This window comes from Polynucleobacter sp. AM-7D1 (assembly GCF_018688455.1).
Taxonomy (GTDB): Bacteria; Pseudomonadota; Gammaproteobacteria; order Burkholderiales; family Burkholderiaceae; genus Polynucleobacter.
In genome coordinates, this window is sequence record NZ_CP061319.1 from 1682246 (window position 1) to 1698139 (window position 15894).

The following is a 15894-nucleotide window of genomic DNA, read 5'->3' on the forward strand; positions in this document are numbered from 1 at the left end:
TTCTAGGGCTCGATCCCTAATTCAATGGCAACAGCTGCGCAATTTTGGCGCGCTTGATTCAGTGACTCACCCAAACAATTGATATGACCCATCTTGCGACCCATGCGTGGATCGGATTTTCCATAGAGATGTAACTTAGCATCTGGATGTGAGAGCACCTCATCCCAAGCAGGCTCTCTTGTCTTATCTTCACTACCTTCGTACCAAAGATCACCCAAGAGATTAAGCATAGAGACTGGTGCTAGTAAACGGGTATCGCCCAAGGGCAGACGAGCCATGCTTCTTACTTGCTGCTCAAATTGACTGCTTACACAAGCATCCATGGTGTAGTGGCCTGAATTATGTGGGCGCGGTGCAATTTCATTGGCGATGATGTCGCCGCTCTTGAGTACAAAGAACTCGACACATAAAACACCTACGTAATCAATCTTACGAATGAGTGCTTTTGCAGCCTCAATAATTTTTTTCTCTTGAGCTGGCTTCAGTGATGGGGCTGGCACAGTGGAGGTATGCAAAATGCCATCACGATGGATGTTTTGAGAAACTGGATATGCGACAACCGCATCATCATATCCACGCACCACCAAGGCAGATACCTCAAAATCTAAATCCATACGCTTTTCAAGAACACATGGCACCTTAGCCAATTCCGACCAAGCGGCAACTAAGTTGGCAGAGTCATAAACGGTAATTTGACCTTTGCCGTCGTAACCCATACGCGCGGTTTTCAGAATGCCAGGGAATAAATCTGCTGGAACATGGTCTATATCTGCATCACGCTCAATTACACAATAGGGCGCAGGGCCGATATTGGTTTCTGCTTTCCAGGTTGCTAAGAACTTTTTCTCAGCAACACGGTTTTGAGCCAAAGAGACGCAACTACTGCGAGGCGCCACAAAGACGCCTAAAGATTCGAGTTCGTCTAGAGCTTGTGCAGGAACATTCTCAAATTCCGTACTAACGGATTTACACAATGCTGCCATTTCTTTTAGTGCGGCAGAGTCGGTGTAATCGGCTTGAATGAATTTTTCTGCAATGGACCCTGCAGGGCTATCTGATCCAGGATCCAGCACGCAGACCTTGTACCCCATAGCTTGAGCAGCTTGGGTAAACATCCGCCCCAATTGACCGCCACCTAAAATCCCTAAATACGAGCCCGGCAAAATGGGCTCCAAACGATCTGCCATCTTTTAATATCCCGGCAAATTCATGGCACGGGCAGTATCGGACTGCTTCACACGAAACTCTTCTAGTAGTTTTGCTAATGCAGGATCATTGACCGCTAGATTGGCAATCACATGCAAAGCTGCATTTGCGGCACCAGCCTCACCAATCGCAAATGTTGCCACTGGAATGCCCTTAGGCATTTGTACGATGGAATACAGAGAGTCTTCACCGCGTAGATATTTGCTAGCAACTGGAACACCGTAAATCGGAACAATGGTTTTGGATGCCAACATGCCTGGCAAATGTGCAGCACCACCAGCACCAGCAATAATTGCCTTTAGTCCATTTTTGGAAGCATTTTCTGCATACGCAAACATATCGTCTGGCATGCGATGAGCTGAAACTACTTTAGCTTCATGAGCAATACCAAATTGCTCCAGCATTTGAGCGGCATGTTGCATGGTGTCCCAATCTGAATTGGATCCCATGACTATTCCGACTACTGGCTTTTTGCTCATTGACCTCTCCAAATGCCCTGATTTACATCGTTAATCTATCTAAGGACTTATTATCCCAGCCTTTTTGGGGCTTCTAGGAAATTAGCCTTTAGTTAGGCGAGCAAGGGCTTCGCGGTACTTTTCTGCTGTTTTATCAATCACATCAGCCGGCAAAGCAGGCGCAGGGGCCGTTTTTGGCCAGAGCTTGCCGTCGACTATGGCTGTTTCTAGCCAGTCCCGAACGAATTGCTTGTCATAAGAGGGTGGATTTACACCCACATAGTAGGTTTCAGCAGGCCAAAAACGGGAGGAGTCGGCAGTGAGGATTTCATCCATCAAGACCAACTGACCAGCGTCATCTAAGCCAAACTCAAACTTGGTATCCGCAATGATGATTCCACGAGTTGCAGCATATTCAGAAGCTTCTTTATATAAACGAATACTGACCTCACGAATCTGATTGGCTAACTTCTCACCAATCATCTCAATCACCTTGTCAAAGGAGATGTTTTCATCATGCTCTCCCACTTCCGCTTTAGCGGCTGGAGTAAAAATAGGCTCAGGCAACTTCTGCGCATTTTCCAAGCCTTCTGGCAATGCAATACCGCAGACCTTGCCAGTTTCCTTGTAGTCTTTCCAACCGCTGCCTGCTAGGTAGCCACGCACCACCGCTTCAACCAAAATTGGCTTCAAGCGTTTAGCAACCACCGCACGACCTTTAACTTGATCCACTTCATCGGCAGGCACAACGCTCTCAGGATCAATACCTGTCAGGTGGTTCGGAATTACCTTGGCTAACTTGTCAAACCAAAAGTTGGCCATTTGGTTGAGCACAATGCCCTTCTCAGGAATAGGCTGACCCATGACTACATCAAAAGCAGACAGGCGATCCGTGGTGATCATGAGCAGTTTGTCATCCCCCAGCGCATAGACATCACGTACTTTCCCTTTAGAAAGTAGAGGTAATGACTGAATAGAGGTGGCGTACAAAGCGGGCATATTTATCTCACTTCACGATCTGGGCTAATTTGCCACTCTTGTACAGCTCAGCCATTTTTTCCAAAGGAATTGGCTTAATTTTGGATGCTTGACCTGCGCTGCCGAAAGCATTGAAGCGTGCAATGCACACTTTCTTGGCGGCTTCACGTGCAGGCTTTAAATAATCGCGTGGATCAAACTTGCTTGGGTTCTCGAACATGTAGCGGCGAATAGCACCAGTCATCGCCAAACGAATATCGGTATCAATATTGATCTTACGCACACCATTCTTAATGCCCTCTTGAATTTCTTCAACAGGTACACCATATGTTTCTTTCATATCGCCACCAAACTCACGGATCTCAGCGAGCAACTCTTGTGGAACACTAGATGAACCATGCATCACTAAATGCGTATTCGGAATACGTGTATGAATTTCTTTAATACGCTCGATAGCCAAGATGTCGCCTGTAGGCTTCTTCGTAAATTTATAGGCGCCGTGACTAGTACCAATCGCAATCGCCAAGGCATCGCACTGGGTAGCCTTTACAAAATCTGCAGCTTGCTCAACGTCCGTCAATAATTGCTCGCGTGTCATCTTGCCGTCAGCACCATGCCCATCTTCTTTGTCGCCTTGCATGGTCTCCAATGAGCCCAGAACACCCAACTCAGCTTCAACAGTCACACCAATAGAGTGAGAGAACTTCACCACTTCTCTAGAAACATCGACGTTATATTCATAACTTGCAACTGTCTTGCCATCTGCCTCTAGGGAGCCATCCATCATCACACTGGTAAAGCCGCTCTTAATCGCAGCCATACACACTGCTGGACTTTGACCATGATCTTGATGCATGACGACTGGGATATGTGGGTAAGCCTCTACCGCTGCAGAAATCAAGTGACGCAAGAATGATTCGCCGGCATATTTACGAGCGCCAGCAGACGCCTGCATGATCACTGGAGAATCAGCTTCATTAGCCGCCTCCATAATTGCCGTAACTTGCTCTAAATTGTTCACGTTAAATGCTGGCAAGCCATAGCCATTTTCAGCTGCGTGATCCAAGAGTTGTCGTAAAGATACTAAAGCCATGATGGTCTCTTAATTAAAAATGTTAGTAATGAATTATTTGAATCAATATTTAAAAAGCGAATTACTTCACTTGAACAATCTTGAGTGAGTTCGTGCCACCAGGCTCACCCATAGGCTCACCAGAAGTCAGAACAACTACATCACCCTTCTTCACCGCCCCTAACTTCTTCAGGCAATCTTCAACTTCCTGCAAGGCTGTATCACGTTGCTTGGTGTAGTCCAAGCCAACAGGGAATACATTGCGATAAGTGCTCAATGCACGCTGAGTGGCAATCTTTGAAGTTAAGGCGAAAATAGGAACATGAATATTATGTCGACTCATCCAAACCGCAGTAGATCCTGAGTCTGTCAAAGCAGCAATCGCATTGGCATTGAGATGATGTGCAGTAAATAGCGCGCCCAAGGCAATTGTTTGGTCAATACGTGAGAAGGTTTGGTCCAAGAAATCGGTATCTAGCTTTACACGGTCCGACTTTTCAGCCTCAACACAAATCTCAGCCATCGCTTTAATCGTTTGCACGGGATACATACCAGCAGCAGATTCTGCAGACAACATCACCGCATCCGTACCATCTAATACCGCATTAGCTACGTCACTGACTTCAGCACGCGTTGGCACTGGAGCATTAATCATGGACTCCATCATTTGCGTAGCAGTGATCGTGAATTTATCAGCCTCAAGCGCCAGCTTAATCATGCGCTTTTGCAAAGCTGGGACAGCAGCGTTACCTACTTCAATCGCTAAGTCACCACGCGCAACCATGATGCCGTCACTCTCCGCGATGATGCTGTTCAATGCATCAGGTTCAATCGCCTCTGCACGCTCTACTTTTGCAATCGTGCGCACTTTGCCAACACCATGCTTTGCACTAGCGGCATCTGCCAACTTGCGGGCATAGGCCATATCTGCGCCATCTTTCGGAAAGCTGATGGCCAGAAAATCTACGCCCATCGCAATCGCCGCATCTAAATCGGCGATATCTTTTTCTGTCAGGGCTGGTGCAGTCAGACCGCCACCAGCACGATTAATACCTTTGTTATTTGAAAGTGGGCCACCTTGCTCGACAAGGGTAAAGATTTCTCCGCCTTTAACATTCTCAACGCGAAGCACAACTAAACCGTCATTTAGTAAAAGGCGATCGCCTGGCTTGACATCTTGTGGCAACTCTTTGTAATCCAGACCGACACGCTCCTGATTACCCAACTCACATGCGACATCCAGAATAAAGTGCGCACCTTCTTTTAAAAGAATTTTGCTATCAACAAATTTACCAACGCGAATTTTTGGACCTTGCAAATCGGCCATGATGCCCACTTCTTTTCCTACTTCCGCAGAAATGCTACGCACTAAATCATGACGCGCCTTATGGTCAGCAACAGTGCCATGAGAAAAGTTCATTCTCACGACATCCACACCTGCTCGAATCATCTCGCGCAATACTTCTGGCTTCTCTGAAGCAGGGCCCAATGTGGCAATGATTTTTGTTGCTCTCAACATAGTTAGTCTTTCGCTCTTTCAGCCAATACTGCAAAGGCTGGCAAGGTTTTGCCTTCCAAGAATTCCAGGAAGGCGCCGCCGCCAGTAGAGATGTAATCCACTTGATTTTCAATACCGTACTTCGCAATTGCAGCCAAGGTGTCACCACCACCTGCAATGGAAAATGCAGGTGAATGGGCGATTGCTGCAGCCAACATCTTGGTGCCACCGCCAAACTGGTCAATTTCAAACACGCCTAATGGGCCGTTCCAAACAATCGTCCCGGCATGCGCCAACATGATGGATAAACGTGCAGCAGTTTTAGGGCCAATGTCCAAAATCATGTCATCCTCTGCGACTTGATCAGCGGGCACACGGTTTGCGCGCGCCAATGGAGAGAGTTCGTTCGCAACCACGACATCCTCAGGAATCGGAACGTGTGCGCCGCGCTTTTCCATAAGCTCCATGATCTCTCGTGCTTCATCAACTAAGTCTGGCTCTGCCAATGACTTACCAATCGGCAAGCCTTTGGCCAACATAAAGGTATTTGCAATACCGCCACCCACAATCAACTCATCTACTTTGTCTGCTAAAGCTTTAAGGATGGTTAGTTTTGAAGATACTTTGGAGCCAGCCACAATCGCTACCAATGGGCGCTTAGGACTTGCTAGGGCACGGCTCAAAGCATCCAACTCAGCAGCCATCAATGGCCCAGCACAAGCAACTGGGGCAAATTTAGCTACGCCATTCGTAGTCGCTTCGGCGCGATGAGCGGTACCAAACGCATCATTGACATAGACGTCACACAAAGCGGCAATCTTCTTAGCCAGCTCATCATTATTCTTTTTCTCACCCACATTAAGACGACAGTTTTCTAGCAATACCAACTCGCCTGGATTGACTTCAAAGCCGCCATCAACCCAATCGCTAATTAAGGGAACTTTACGATTTAAAAGTGTGGCAATTCGATCGGCTACCGGAGCCAAACTATCTTCAGGCTTGAATTCGCCCTCAGTTGGGCGACCCAAATGTGAGGTGACCATGACAGCCGCACCAGCATCCAAGCACATTTGCACTGCTGGCATAGAGGCCCTAATCCGGGTGTCTTCTGTGATGTTGCCCACATCATCCTGAGGCACATTGAGATCGGCGCGGATTAAAACCCGCTTTCCCTTGAGCAGACCTGCTGCAGCGAGATCACTGAGGCGTTTTACTTTAAAGAGAGTTTCCGGCATGAGAATGGGCAAATTTAGTGGTTTACAGGGAATGCTCCATTCTAAATCGTCTGGGCTTGAGACCTCAAAGGAATTGGACTACCCCGCCCCGCTCCCTGCTCTACAATAAAGGCTGAGACGTATTCCAGGCCTAGGGGCTCCCTAGCAGCATGGCACCCAGTTTTACCGAATTGAATCACCCTATTTATTACATATTTAAAAGGTAGAGAAAATGTCGATGTCCGACCGCGATGGCTTTATTTGGTCCGATGGGAAGCTCGTTCCCTGGCGTGAGGCCAATATTCATGTGCTAACCCACAGTCTCCACTACGGAATGGGTGTATTTGAAGGCATTCGCGCCTACAAAACCCCCCAAGGTACCGCCATTTTCCGCCTTCCAGAGCACGTTAAGCGCCTATTCAATGGAACTAAGATTTTCCAAATGACTATGCCTTGGACCCCTGAGCAAATCACCAAGGGCATTATTGAGGTCGTCAATAGCAATCAGCTGGAATCTTGCTATATCCGCCCAATTATCTTTATTGGCTCCCAAAAGCTCGGCATCTCTCCGAAAGGCAACAGCATCCATACCGCGATCGCCGCCTGGGAATGGGGCGCTTATTTGGGTGAAGATGGTATTAACAAGGGTATCCGCGTTAAAACCTCCTCATTTACACGTCACTTTGTGAACTCCTCATTGGTACGCGCCAAGGCTTCCGGCTACTATATCAACTCGATTTTGGCGAACCAAGAAGTAACTGCTAATGGCTACGATGAAGCCCTGCTACTGGATACAGAAGGCTATGTATCTGAAGGATCTGGTGAAAACGTTTTTATGGTGAGTGACGGGATCGTTTACACCCCAGATCTGGCTTCTTGCTTAGACGGCATTACTCGTGACTCCATTATTGAGATCGTAAAAGATCTCGGCCTTGAATTGCGTGAGAAACGCATCACCCGCGATGAGATCTACTCTGCTGATGAGGCCTTCTTTACTGGTACCGCTGCAGAAGTAACGCCAATTCGTGAGTTGGATGATCGTACTATTGGTGATGGAAAGCGTGGTCCTATTACCGAGAAAATTCAGAAGACCTACTTTGATGCGGTCTACGGTAGAAGCGATAAGTACAAGTCTTGGTTAACTTTCGTTAAGTAATAGGAAATCAGAGAATGAGTGAAGCTCAAGTTGTGATGGTGAATGGCAATACCGATTTACCTTTACATTGCCCAACCAATAAAACTCCTAGTTGGAATTCACATCCACGTGTATTTCTGGATGTGGCTAAAACGGGTGAGGCAAAGTGTCCTTATTGCGGCATTGAGTACAAACTCATTCCTGGCACCGAACCCCACGGACACTAAGTCCATCAGCACCCCTAAATGGGGTGCTGTATCGGGATACCTCATATGAATCGTATTCTGATCATCGCTCCCAATTGGATTGGTGATGCCGTAATGTCCCAGCCTCTGCTGGCGAATCTCAAAGCAAGTTACCCGCAGTCACAGATTGATGTTTTAGCAAGCCCCTGGGTTGCGCCCATCTATCGCGCCTGCGCTGAAGTGCATCAAGTCTTAGAGGCGCGCCTGGAGCATAAGCAATTGCAGTGGGGTCTACGCAAGAAGCTGGCAAGGCAACTGGAATTAAATCAATATGATGCCTGCTTTGTTCTTCCCAATAGTCTCAAGTCCGCCTTAATTCCTTGGCTCGCCAATATTCCACTTCGAATTGCTTATCGTGGAGAGATGCGCTTTGGACTCATCAATTTCGCTTTGGATAATCCGAGCAAAACCAATCGTCCCCCGATGGCAAATCATTACCTTGCTCTCAGCAATGTAATACGGCCATCACAAGAGATTGATATCAATCAATCAGCGGATCCTACACTCAACATCTCACCCGCAGCAACAAAGTCTGTCAGCGCTAAGTTGCAAATAGCTGGGGTAAATGAAAAATCTATCTATGTGTTTTGTCCAGGCGCTGAGTACGGCGTCACTAAACGCTGGCCCACCAATCACTTCGCAACCCTTGCGCAGCAATTAATCATGCATGAATCTGATGCGCATGTCATTCTCTTGGGCAGCAAGAGTGATCACGAATTGGGCAAGGAAATTATTTCCCAAGTGACAAATACCTCTCAGATTCAGAACTGGTGTGGCGAGACTTCACTAGATGAAGCAATTGCACTTATTGGTATGAGTAAAGCATTGGTCAGCAACGACTCTGGCTTAATGCATATCGGCGCAGCATTAAAAGTTCCGCAAGTGGCGATCTTTGGATCAAGCGATCCTCACCATACCCCACCGCTATCTGATAAGGCAAAAGTCATCTGGCTTAACTTGCCATGTAGCCCCTGCCATAAAAGAGAGTGTCCACTTGGGCATCTCAAATGCTTAAAAGATATTTTGCCCACGACTGTATTGAGCGCAGCTCAATCACTCCACTAATTTTGTCGCGATACACATCACCAGAAAGTAAGCCATGACCAAACTTGCCAGACTTTTTCATAATGCCGATGAAGTGGTGGATGCCTGGCGTGATGCCCTCAAGCATCGTGACGTCAAAGGCGCCTTGGCAATCTGGCTAGATGACGACTCAATTACTTGCGTACTCCCCGAAGGTCAACGCTTAAGCGGGCATGCAGAAATTCGTGAGGGTCTAGAGCGCCTGCTGGCAAAGCAAGCTCTCTTTTTAGAGCCGATTGCCTGTATTAACCATTCTGTTTTAGGTGCTGCGGTCTATGACACCACTGAAGCTGTTCATCTACGTGCCGATCAAATTGAAGCGGAGTTTTTCCTCAATATCACTTTGGTCTTACTGCAGGATAGTCAGGGCTGGCGAATTGCTCACCTGCATGCAAGCCATTCAACTGAAGATACTTTTGATGCCCCATCGACTCCACACGGACTGCACTAATTCGTGATGGCTCAAAGATTGCCGCTTTATGGATGAGCAAGTACTTCGATCTCTCATTAAGTGGCCTAATGTTCCACACTGCTTTGGATGGTTAGCCCTGGATCGTCGAGGTCAATGGCGCATGCGTGATGAATTTGCACAAGCCAATCAATTGGCTGGAAGTATCATTCAGCACCTAGCCCTCAATGAATTTATCTCCAGAAATTACGCATGCGATTCCTTGGGTAGATATTTTTTTCAAAATGGGCCACAACGGGTTTTCATAACCCTCGATGCCACGCCATGGATTGCCAGAATTACTCCAACTGAAAGTGGTCCTCAATTATTAACTCAGTGCGCTACAGAAATAAAACCGCATGGCGCTCTGAGCGATGAAAAAGGCAATATCTACATCACTGGCTTGATCCCTCAATCAAGCTCCGATCAAATCGATGCCACTGTATTCACTCAAATAGAATACTTATCAGTTGCGCTATTGCATGATCATGATTTGGATCTCTTCTCAGAGCAATCTCAAGTTCAGGAAGATGCCTGTAGCTTCAGAGGCTCTTGGCAGTGGAATGGCAAAAGTTTACCGATCGAGCCCATTCATTCGGCGGAACTAAGCGAGCGCTTTCACTTCATTAAAGCGCCTAGCAATTAATTAGCTAGGCATATTTTTGCCCTGCTCCTTCAGCTCTTCTTGATACTCCTTCTGCATTTCGCGCAGGCGCGCATCAATACTAGAAGCCTGATAAAAGTCAGCGCCACCAGAAGATCTAGCTATCTTGAGTTGCTCAATGGCAGATGGCCAAGCACCCTCTAGCGCATACTTTTCTCCAAGAGCGTAATGGCGCATCGGCACATTCTTTGCCTGATCATAGGCATTCGATAACATGGTCCACCAAACCACCTCATTAGGCTGCAACCTAGTGCGCGCCTTTAACCAGGCAATGGCATCATTAGTGCGGCCTAGTTTCAGGTAAGCATTCATCATCGCTGCGCCAGCAGCATAGGATTGTGGGAAGGCCTTTAAAGTCGCTTGAGCAATTTGTAGGGCCTCATCACCCTTACCCCTAGCTAATGCTAACTCGGAGGCGGTAATGTCTAAAGATAGGCTCTGTCGAATTATGGGAGATCCAGGCGCACTTGCGCTATTGGCTAGATTGCGTGCCTGTTGCAAATAGCCTGCAGCCTGATCGAACTTACCTTGCTTTTGAGCAACGAGCGCTAGTCCATAAAAACCTTCCATCTGTTTGCCTGGAGAAGACTGCTTACTCAGGCTATCAAAGGTATTTTTTAAGTCATACATTTGACTAGAGCTTCCAGACTGCTCCATACGAGCACGCGCTTTGATGAAGTAAAACTCCACCGCAGTAGGCACATTTCGACTGGCGACATTACGAGCACGATCTTGCATATCCGCAATACGATCAGTGGTTAATGGGTGAGTGCGCACATAGGATGGAACACCGCTATCCATAATCCCCGTAGCTTTTTGCAACCTCTGGAAGAATCCTGGTGCACCATTCACGTCGTAACCGCTTGCCGCCAGAATCTGAAAGCCAATACGATCAGCCTCGCGCTCAGCATCCCTCGAGTAGGAGAGTTGATTGTTCACTGCCACCGCCTGACCACCCTGCATCAAACCAGAAGCGGCGCCTGGATTGCGTGAGGCAGCTAATGCGCCCAACAAAATACCTGCAAGGGCAATCATCGTGTTGGTGGTCTGCTTGTCCATCTGACGCGCTAGATGGCGCTGTAAAACGTGGCCAGTCTCATGCCCCATCACTGAGGCTACCTCTGAATCTGTTTCAGCACTCACCAACAAGCCCGTATGAAAACCAATAAATCCACCAGGCAATGCAAACGCGTTAATACTGCTGTCTTTAACAGCGAATACCTCAAAGTTATAGGCGCCACTGCCCTGCTCATTAGCCCCACCCAATTGCAAACGTTTTGCAGCTTGCAATAAGCGTCGCTCCATTTGATTTAAATAATCATAGATAGGTAAGTCATTGGAATAATCTGGATCCGGACGAATCTGGCGCATGATCATCTCGCCATACTTTTTCTCGTCCATACGACTTAAGCTATCGCCACCTGGATCACCCATATCTGGGAGCACAAAGCTTGGCTGAGTTAGGGGTGTATTGCGTGAGGGCAAATTTGAAGAGCGGGCGTCGGGCGACTGAACTGCTCTACCTAGGTTCTGCAACGCAGCAGAGTCACCCTGAACCGAGACATCCCCCGTTATCGGGGAGGGCAAAGGACCAGCGGCATAAACAAAGCCAGCGCTTGGCCAAGCCAAGCTCAAAATGAGCTGAGCAGCCAAAATTCGCTTAAATAGCGATGATTTTTGCGATGTCTTTATGACTTCCATCCCTATATGGTAAAACTTATCCCATGAACAAACTAACTCATTTTGACGCCTCCGGCCAAGCCCATATGGTTAATGTGGGTGACAAGCCTAATACTCACCGAATTGCCCTTGCTGGCGGCAAGATTTCGATGTTACCTAGCACCTTCAAAATGGTAGAGGGAGGAACGCATAAGAAGGGTGACGTTCTCGGTATCGCCAGAATTGCAGGCATTCAGGCTTCTAAAAAAACATCTGATCTGATTCCCCTTTGCCATCCCTTGGCTTTGACCCATGTAAGTCTGGAATTTGTCCTACACCCAGAAACCAGTAGCATTAGCTGCCAAGTGAGAGCCGAAACCACAGGGCCCACAGGCGTTGAAATGGAGGCCCTCACCGCAGTTCAAGTCGCCCTACTCACCATCTATGATATGTGCAAAGCAGTCGACCGTGGCATGGTCATGGGTGATGTAAAACTACTTGAGAAGAGTGGCGGCAAGTCTGGCGAATGGAAAATTGCCGAATAATTTTGGAGGATATATGGCAGGAAAACTCAGTAAAAACGGCATTGCAATCCTTGCCAGCTTAGGTGTTGGCATCACCATGACTATTTTGTACTTCAACGAAAACATCAGCTTGTTTTTCGCTATTGTGTTTGCCTTGATTTTTAGCACAATCTCGAATTACGTCATCCTCGGCAGGGAAGCCTTTAAAGACAAATATGGAATGAACAAAAAGAAGAAATAAAAAATGCCCGTCAGGGCATTGATTTAACTCTTCTTTCTACCCCATGGCTCCATATGGGCATGGCGACGAATAATAAAATCAAAAATAATTTTCATCCACAAGGTTGAGCCAGCAATTGCTGACCAGGTTTCATAAGGTAAACCTAAAACCACCACGCCAAAAATGGCGTAAGTCATGATTAATCCCCCAAGCAAATTGAGAGCACCAACAATCAGGGCAAATTTATGAGGGTTCTTAGGCGACTTGCCGCCCTTCAGCGCTACCTCTGAGTAGTCTTTCTTGACCAGCACCCACCAGGCGCGGCGATACCAGTAAAACGCGATAGGGAACATGGCCAGAAACAAAATCCATGTCAGGGCTGTACTGATATCAAAAACCATTGAATACCTCTTTAATTAAAGTCGGTTCATTTTAGACTAATAAAAAAGGCCCTCTTGCGGGGGCCTTTTTTATTAGTCGGCACTAGCGAACTAGTACCGACAATGACATGCACTCTAATTAGTGTGCGCCATCTACTGCTTTTGAACCACGTGGAATACGTACAGCTTCAACCATTGCCTGGATGTGTGCTGGTGGCTCTTTAGTTACTTTATCAACTGCGAAAGCTACGATAAAGTTCACAGCCGCACCAATCGCACCGAAGGCTTCTGGAGTAATACCGAAGAAGCTATTCGCACCACCAATGAGACCAAGATACTCAGTACCCTTGATGAAGAAAATACCTTTGTGTGCGAACACATAGAACAAGGTGATGAAAAGACCAGCAAGCATACCGGCAATTGCACCTTCTTTGTTCATCTTCTTGGAGAAGATACCCATCATGATTGCAGGGAACAAGGAGCTAGCAGCAATACCGAATGCTAAGGCCACAGTACCCGCCGCAAACCCTGGCGGATTCAAGCCAAGATAACCCGCAATAACGATCGATACTGCCATCGCAATCTTACCGGCCATCAACTCGCCCTTCTCACTAATCTCAGGCATAAATACGTTCTTGACCAAATCGTGAGAAATCGCAGCAGAAATCGCCATCAACAAACCAGCAGCTGTAGAAAGCGCCGCAGCTAAACCACCCGCTGCAACCAGACCGATAACCCAGTTTGGCAACATCGCAATTTCAGGGTTAGCCAACACGATGATGTCAGCATTCACTGTCAACTCGTTGCCTTTCCAACCAGCAGCATTTGCTTTGTCAGCAGCAGCTTGATTTTTGGTTTTGTCGTTGTAGTACTGAACACGACCGTCACCATTCTTATCTTGCCACTTCAACAAACCAGTTTTTTCCCAACGAGCCATCCATGCTGGACGTGCGTCAGCTTTGATGCTTGACTCAACTGCAAACAAATCACCGTTAGTTGCAACAGCTGTATTTACTGTAGCAATCAAGTTGTACTTAGCCATTGCTGCAACAGCAGGAGCAGTAGTGTACAAAGCGGCAATAAAGATCAATGCCCAACCAGCAGATGAACGTGCATCAGCAACTGTTTTCACAGTAAAGAAGCGCATGATCACGTGTGGCAAACCAGCAGTACCAATCATCAATGAGAGTGTGTACACAAACATATTGAGCTTGCTACCAGCAGTTGTGGTTGTGTATTGACCAAATCCAAGTTCAGTTACCACTGTGTCAAGACGTGCCAACAAGGAAACATCTGAACCAGTCAAGTTTGCACCCAAACCAAACTGTGGAATTGCAACACCAGTCAATGCCAATGAAATGTATACCGCAGGGATGATGTAAGCTACGATCAACACCATGTACTGAGCTACTTGGGTATAAGTAATACCTTTCATACCACCGAACACAGCGTACGCAAACACAATACCCATACCGATATAAATACCAGTCTCAGAAGATACTTCCAAGAAGCGGGCAAACGCGATACCTACACCAGTCATCTGACCAATAATGTAAGTTAAAGAAGCTACGAGTAAGCAAACAACAGCCACTGTAGATGCTGTCTTAGAGTAGAAGCGATCGCCAATGAACTGTGGAACTGTGAACTTACCGAACTTACGCAGGTACGGAGCTAGCAAAAGCGCCAAGAGAACGTAGCCGCCAGTCCAACCCATAAGGAAGAGACCGCCGCCGTAGCCCATATTGGAAATCAAGCCAGCCATCGAAATGAAAGAAGCAGCAGACATCCAGTCAGCCGCTGTCGCCATACCGTTCATTACTGGGTTAACGTCACCACCGGCAACGTAGAACTCACTAGTAGAGCCTGCACGTGCCCATATCGCAATACCGATATAGAGCGCGAAGCTCAGACCAACCATGAGATATATAGTTGTTTGTAATTCCATGAAAATCTCCTGTTAGTCTTCGTGAACGTCGAACTGACGGTCAATTTTGCCCATACTGCTCTTGTACCACCAAATTAAGGCGATAAAGATCACTAAGGAACCTTGTTGAGCAAACCAAAATCCAAGTGGATATCCACCAAGATGAAATGCATTCATTTGTTCAACAAATAAAATGCCGGCACCGAAAGAAACTAAGAACCAAACAATCAAGATCCTAGTCAATAAGCCCAAGGTAGCTTTCCAGTAGCCGTGAGCGTCATGAGAATGTTGCATATTCCCTCCAGAGAATCGCTTTAGTTATAACCATAATTCCAGGTTTCCCCAGAGTCCTATCCGATCAATAACCGCAAAATACGCAGCTATTTATCATTAATCGCTAATATCGTGGGTATTGGCAAAAGAAATAACTAGTATTAACCCTAAAAATTGCTAGGTATAAACCCCCGACTTTTTATTTGAAAACAAGCCATGAATTGACTTGAGTCCCAGCCCCTCAGGAGCACACCCGGATTCACTAGTGACGAGGCAATTTTCGCAGACGTTTCTCGAGCTGCTCAATCTCCTCAATTGAGCTGGCATGCTGTCTTAATAGTGGCCAAATCTGCATCATGATTTCTGCAGTGGCAAAGGTATCAGCTGCAGCCTGATGACGCACCGCACACTCAATCCCTAAAAACTGCATCCAGTCATCCATATATTTAGCCTTTACTTCAGGATGACACTTCGCCACCAATGGCTCGATGTCAATCCAGGCATTCTTTATCTTTCGCCCTAAGAATTGCTTAAAGGTTTTTTGAATCATTGCCTCATCAAACACCGCATGAAAAGCAAACAATGGAGCATTGCCAACCCACTCCTCAAACTGGAGTAGTGCGGTGGTTGGATCGACACCCGCCTTTTGAGCCTGCACCCCAATGCCATGTAGCAAAATATTTTCTTTATCGGATGTTTTGCTGGCTTGCTGCTTGAGCACAATCTCAAAGCTATCAGCCAGGTCAATTTTTAGAGTTTGGGTCACTGGATCCAAATGAATGCAGATTGCAGCAATTTCTATCAAACTGGCTTTACGGGTATTGAGGCCAGTCGTCTCTACATCCAGCACAACCCAACGGTAAGGATCCATGGGTGCCGCGCCCCACAAGCCCTTAATCCAATCGATATTCAT

Annotated in this window: 18 protein-coding genes; 7 read left to right on the forward strand and 11 right to left on the reverse strand. The window is 47.0% G+C overall.

The window, feature by feature from the left end; translation table 11 throughout:
* Nucleotides 1-2: 2 nt before the first annotated feature.
* The 6 genes from GQ359_RS08770 to GQ359_RS08795 form a co-directional block, all read right to left on the reverse strand.
* Entirely contained in the window at nucleotides 3-1187 is a 1185-nt protein-coding gene (locus GQ359_RS08770; protein WP_215386746.1) for a 5-(carboxyamino)imidazole ribonucleotide synthase, read from the reverse strand.
* Between the two features lie 3 nt (nucleotides 1188-1190).
* A complete protein-coding gene (purE, locus tag GQ359_RS08775; RefSeq protein ID WP_215386748.1) occupies nucleotides 1191-1685 on the reverse strand; it encodes a 5-(carboxyamino)imidazole ribonucleotide mutase in 495 nt (164 codons plus the stop codon).
* Between the two features lie 81 nt (nucleotides 1686-1766).
* Nucleotides 1767-2663 (reverse strand): phosphoribosylaminoimidazolesuccinocarboxamide synthase, encoded by an 897-nt coding sequence (locus GQ359_RS08780; RefSeq protein WP_215386750.1) that lies wholly within the window; start codon nucleotides 2661-2663, stop codon nucleotides 1767-1769.
* Nucleotides 2664-2670: 7 nt separating this feature from the next.
* Nucleotides 2671-3735 carry a class II fructose-bisphosphate aldolase gene (gene fba, locus GQ359_RS08785; protein ID WP_215386752.1) on the reverse strand — a complete coding sequence of 355 codons (1065 nt, stop codon included), beginning with the start codon at nucleotides 3733-3735 and terminating at the stop codon, nucleotides 2671-2673.
* Between the two features lie 61 nt (nucleotides 3736-3796).
* Entirely contained in the window at nucleotides 3797-5233 is a 1437-nt protein-coding gene (gene pyk / locus GQ359_RS08790) for a pyruvate kinase (RefSeq protein WP_215386754.1), read from the reverse strand.
* Between the two features lie 2 nt (nucleotides 5234-5235).
* Nucleotides 5236-6447 (reverse strand): phosphoglycerate kinase, encoded by a 1212-nt coding sequence (locus GQ359_RS08795; RefSeq protein ID WP_215386755.1) that lies wholly within the window; start codon nucleotides 6445-6447, stop codon nucleotides 5236-5238.
* A gap of 211 nt (nucleotides 6448-6658) precedes the next feature.
* On the opposite strand from GQ359_RS08795, the gene GQ359_RS08800 reads away from it, so the two are divergent.
* From GQ359_RS08800 to GQ359_RS08820, 5 genes are read left to right on the forward strand one after another with little or no spacing between them, the layout of a single operon-like run.
* A complete protein-coding gene (locus GQ359_RS08800) occupies nucleotides 6659-7582 on the forward strand; it encodes a branched-chain amino acid transaminase (protein WP_215386756.1) in 924 nt (307 codons plus the stop codon).
* Between the two features lie 14 nt (nucleotides 7583-7596).
* Entirely contained in the window at nucleotides 7597-7788 is a 192-nt protein-coding gene (locus GQ359_RS08805; protein ID WP_215386757.1) for a zinc-finger domain-containing protein, read from the forward strand.
* 45 nt (nucleotides 7789-7833) lie between these two features.
* Nucleotides 7834-8871 carry a lipopolysaccharide heptosyltransferase II gene (waaF, locus tag GQ359_RS08810; RefSeq protein ID WP_215386758.1) on the forward strand — a complete coding sequence of 346 codons (1038 nt, stop codon included), beginning with the start codon at nucleotides 7834-7836 and terminating at the stop codon, nucleotides 8869-8871.
* A 34-nt stretch (nucleotides 8872-8905) separates the two neighbouring features.
* On the forward strand, nucleotides 8906-9340 hold the full coding sequence (locus tag GQ359_RS08815) for a nuclear transport factor 2 family protein (RefSeq protein WP_215302004.1): 435 nt from the start codon (nucleotides 8906-8908) through the stop codon (nucleotides 9338-9340).
* Between the two features lie 28 nt (nucleotides 9341-9368).
* A complete protein-coding gene (locus GQ359_RS08820) occupies nucleotides 9369-9983 on the forward strand; it encodes a DUF2946 family protein (RefSeq protein WP_215386759.1) in 615 nt (204 codons plus the stop codon).
* Here GQ359_RS08820 and GQ359_RS08825 read toward each other — a convergent pair whose 3' ends face one another.
* Nucleotides 9984-11702 (reverse strand): M48 family metalloprotease, encoded by a 1719-nt coding sequence (locus GQ359_RS08825; protein WP_215386760.1) that lies wholly within the window; start codon nucleotides 11700-11702, stop codon nucleotides 9984-9986.
* 23 nt (nucleotides 11703-11725) lie between these two features.
* Here GQ359_RS08825 and moaC point away from each other — a divergent pair, with 23 nt between their 5' ends.
* Nucleotides 11726-12205, forward strand: a complete 480-nt coding sequence (gene moaC, locus GQ359_RS08830; RefSeq protein WP_215386761.1) for a cyclic pyranopterin monophosphate synthase MoaC — start codon at nucleotides 11726-11728, stop codon at nucleotides 12203-12205.
* A 13-nt stretch (nucleotides 12206-12218) separates the two neighbouring features.
* Nucleotides 12219-12425 (forward strand): hypothetical protein, encoded by a 207-nt coding sequence (locus GQ359_RS08835; RefSeq protein ID WP_215386762.1) that lies wholly within the window; start codon nucleotides 12219-12221, stop codon nucleotides 12423-12425.
* A gap of 23 nt (nucleotides 12426-12448) precedes the next feature.
* Here the strand turns inward: GQ359_RS08835 and GQ359_RS08840 are convergent, their stop codons facing one another.
* The 4 genes from GQ359_RS08840 to GQ359_RS08855 all read right to left on the reverse strand — a co-directional run bounded on the left by GQ359_RS08840 (nucleotide 12449) and on the right by GQ359_RS08855 (nucleotide 15894).
* The gene (locus tag GQ359_RS08840) at nucleotides 12449-12805 is read right to left on the reverse strand and encodes a hypothetical protein (protein WP_215386764.1); all 357 of its coding nucleotides are present in this window, start codon (nucleotides 12803-12805) and stop codon (nucleotides 12449-12451) included.
* A gap of 118 nt (nucleotides 12806-12923) precedes the next feature.
* On the reverse strand, nucleotides 12924-14729 hold the full coding sequence (locus tag GQ359_RS08845; RefSeq protein ID WP_215386765.1) for a sodium:solute symporter family protein: 1806 nt from the start codon (nucleotides 14727-14729) through the stop codon (nucleotides 12924-12926).
* A 12-nt stretch (nucleotides 14730-14741) separates the two neighbouring features.
* On the reverse strand, nucleotides 14742-15002 hold the full coding sequence (locus GQ359_RS08850) for a DUF4212 domain-containing protein (protein ID WP_215386767.1): 261 nt from the start codon (nucleotides 15000-15002) through the stop codon (nucleotides 14742-14744).
* A 241-nt stretch (nucleotides 15003-15243) separates the two neighbouring features.
* Nucleotides 15244-15894: a 3'-5' exonuclease gene (locus tag GQ359_RS08855; RefSeq protein ID WP_215386769.1), complete on the reverse strand. Its 651-nt coding sequence runs from the start codon at nucleotides 15892-15894 to the stop codon at nucleotides 15244-15246.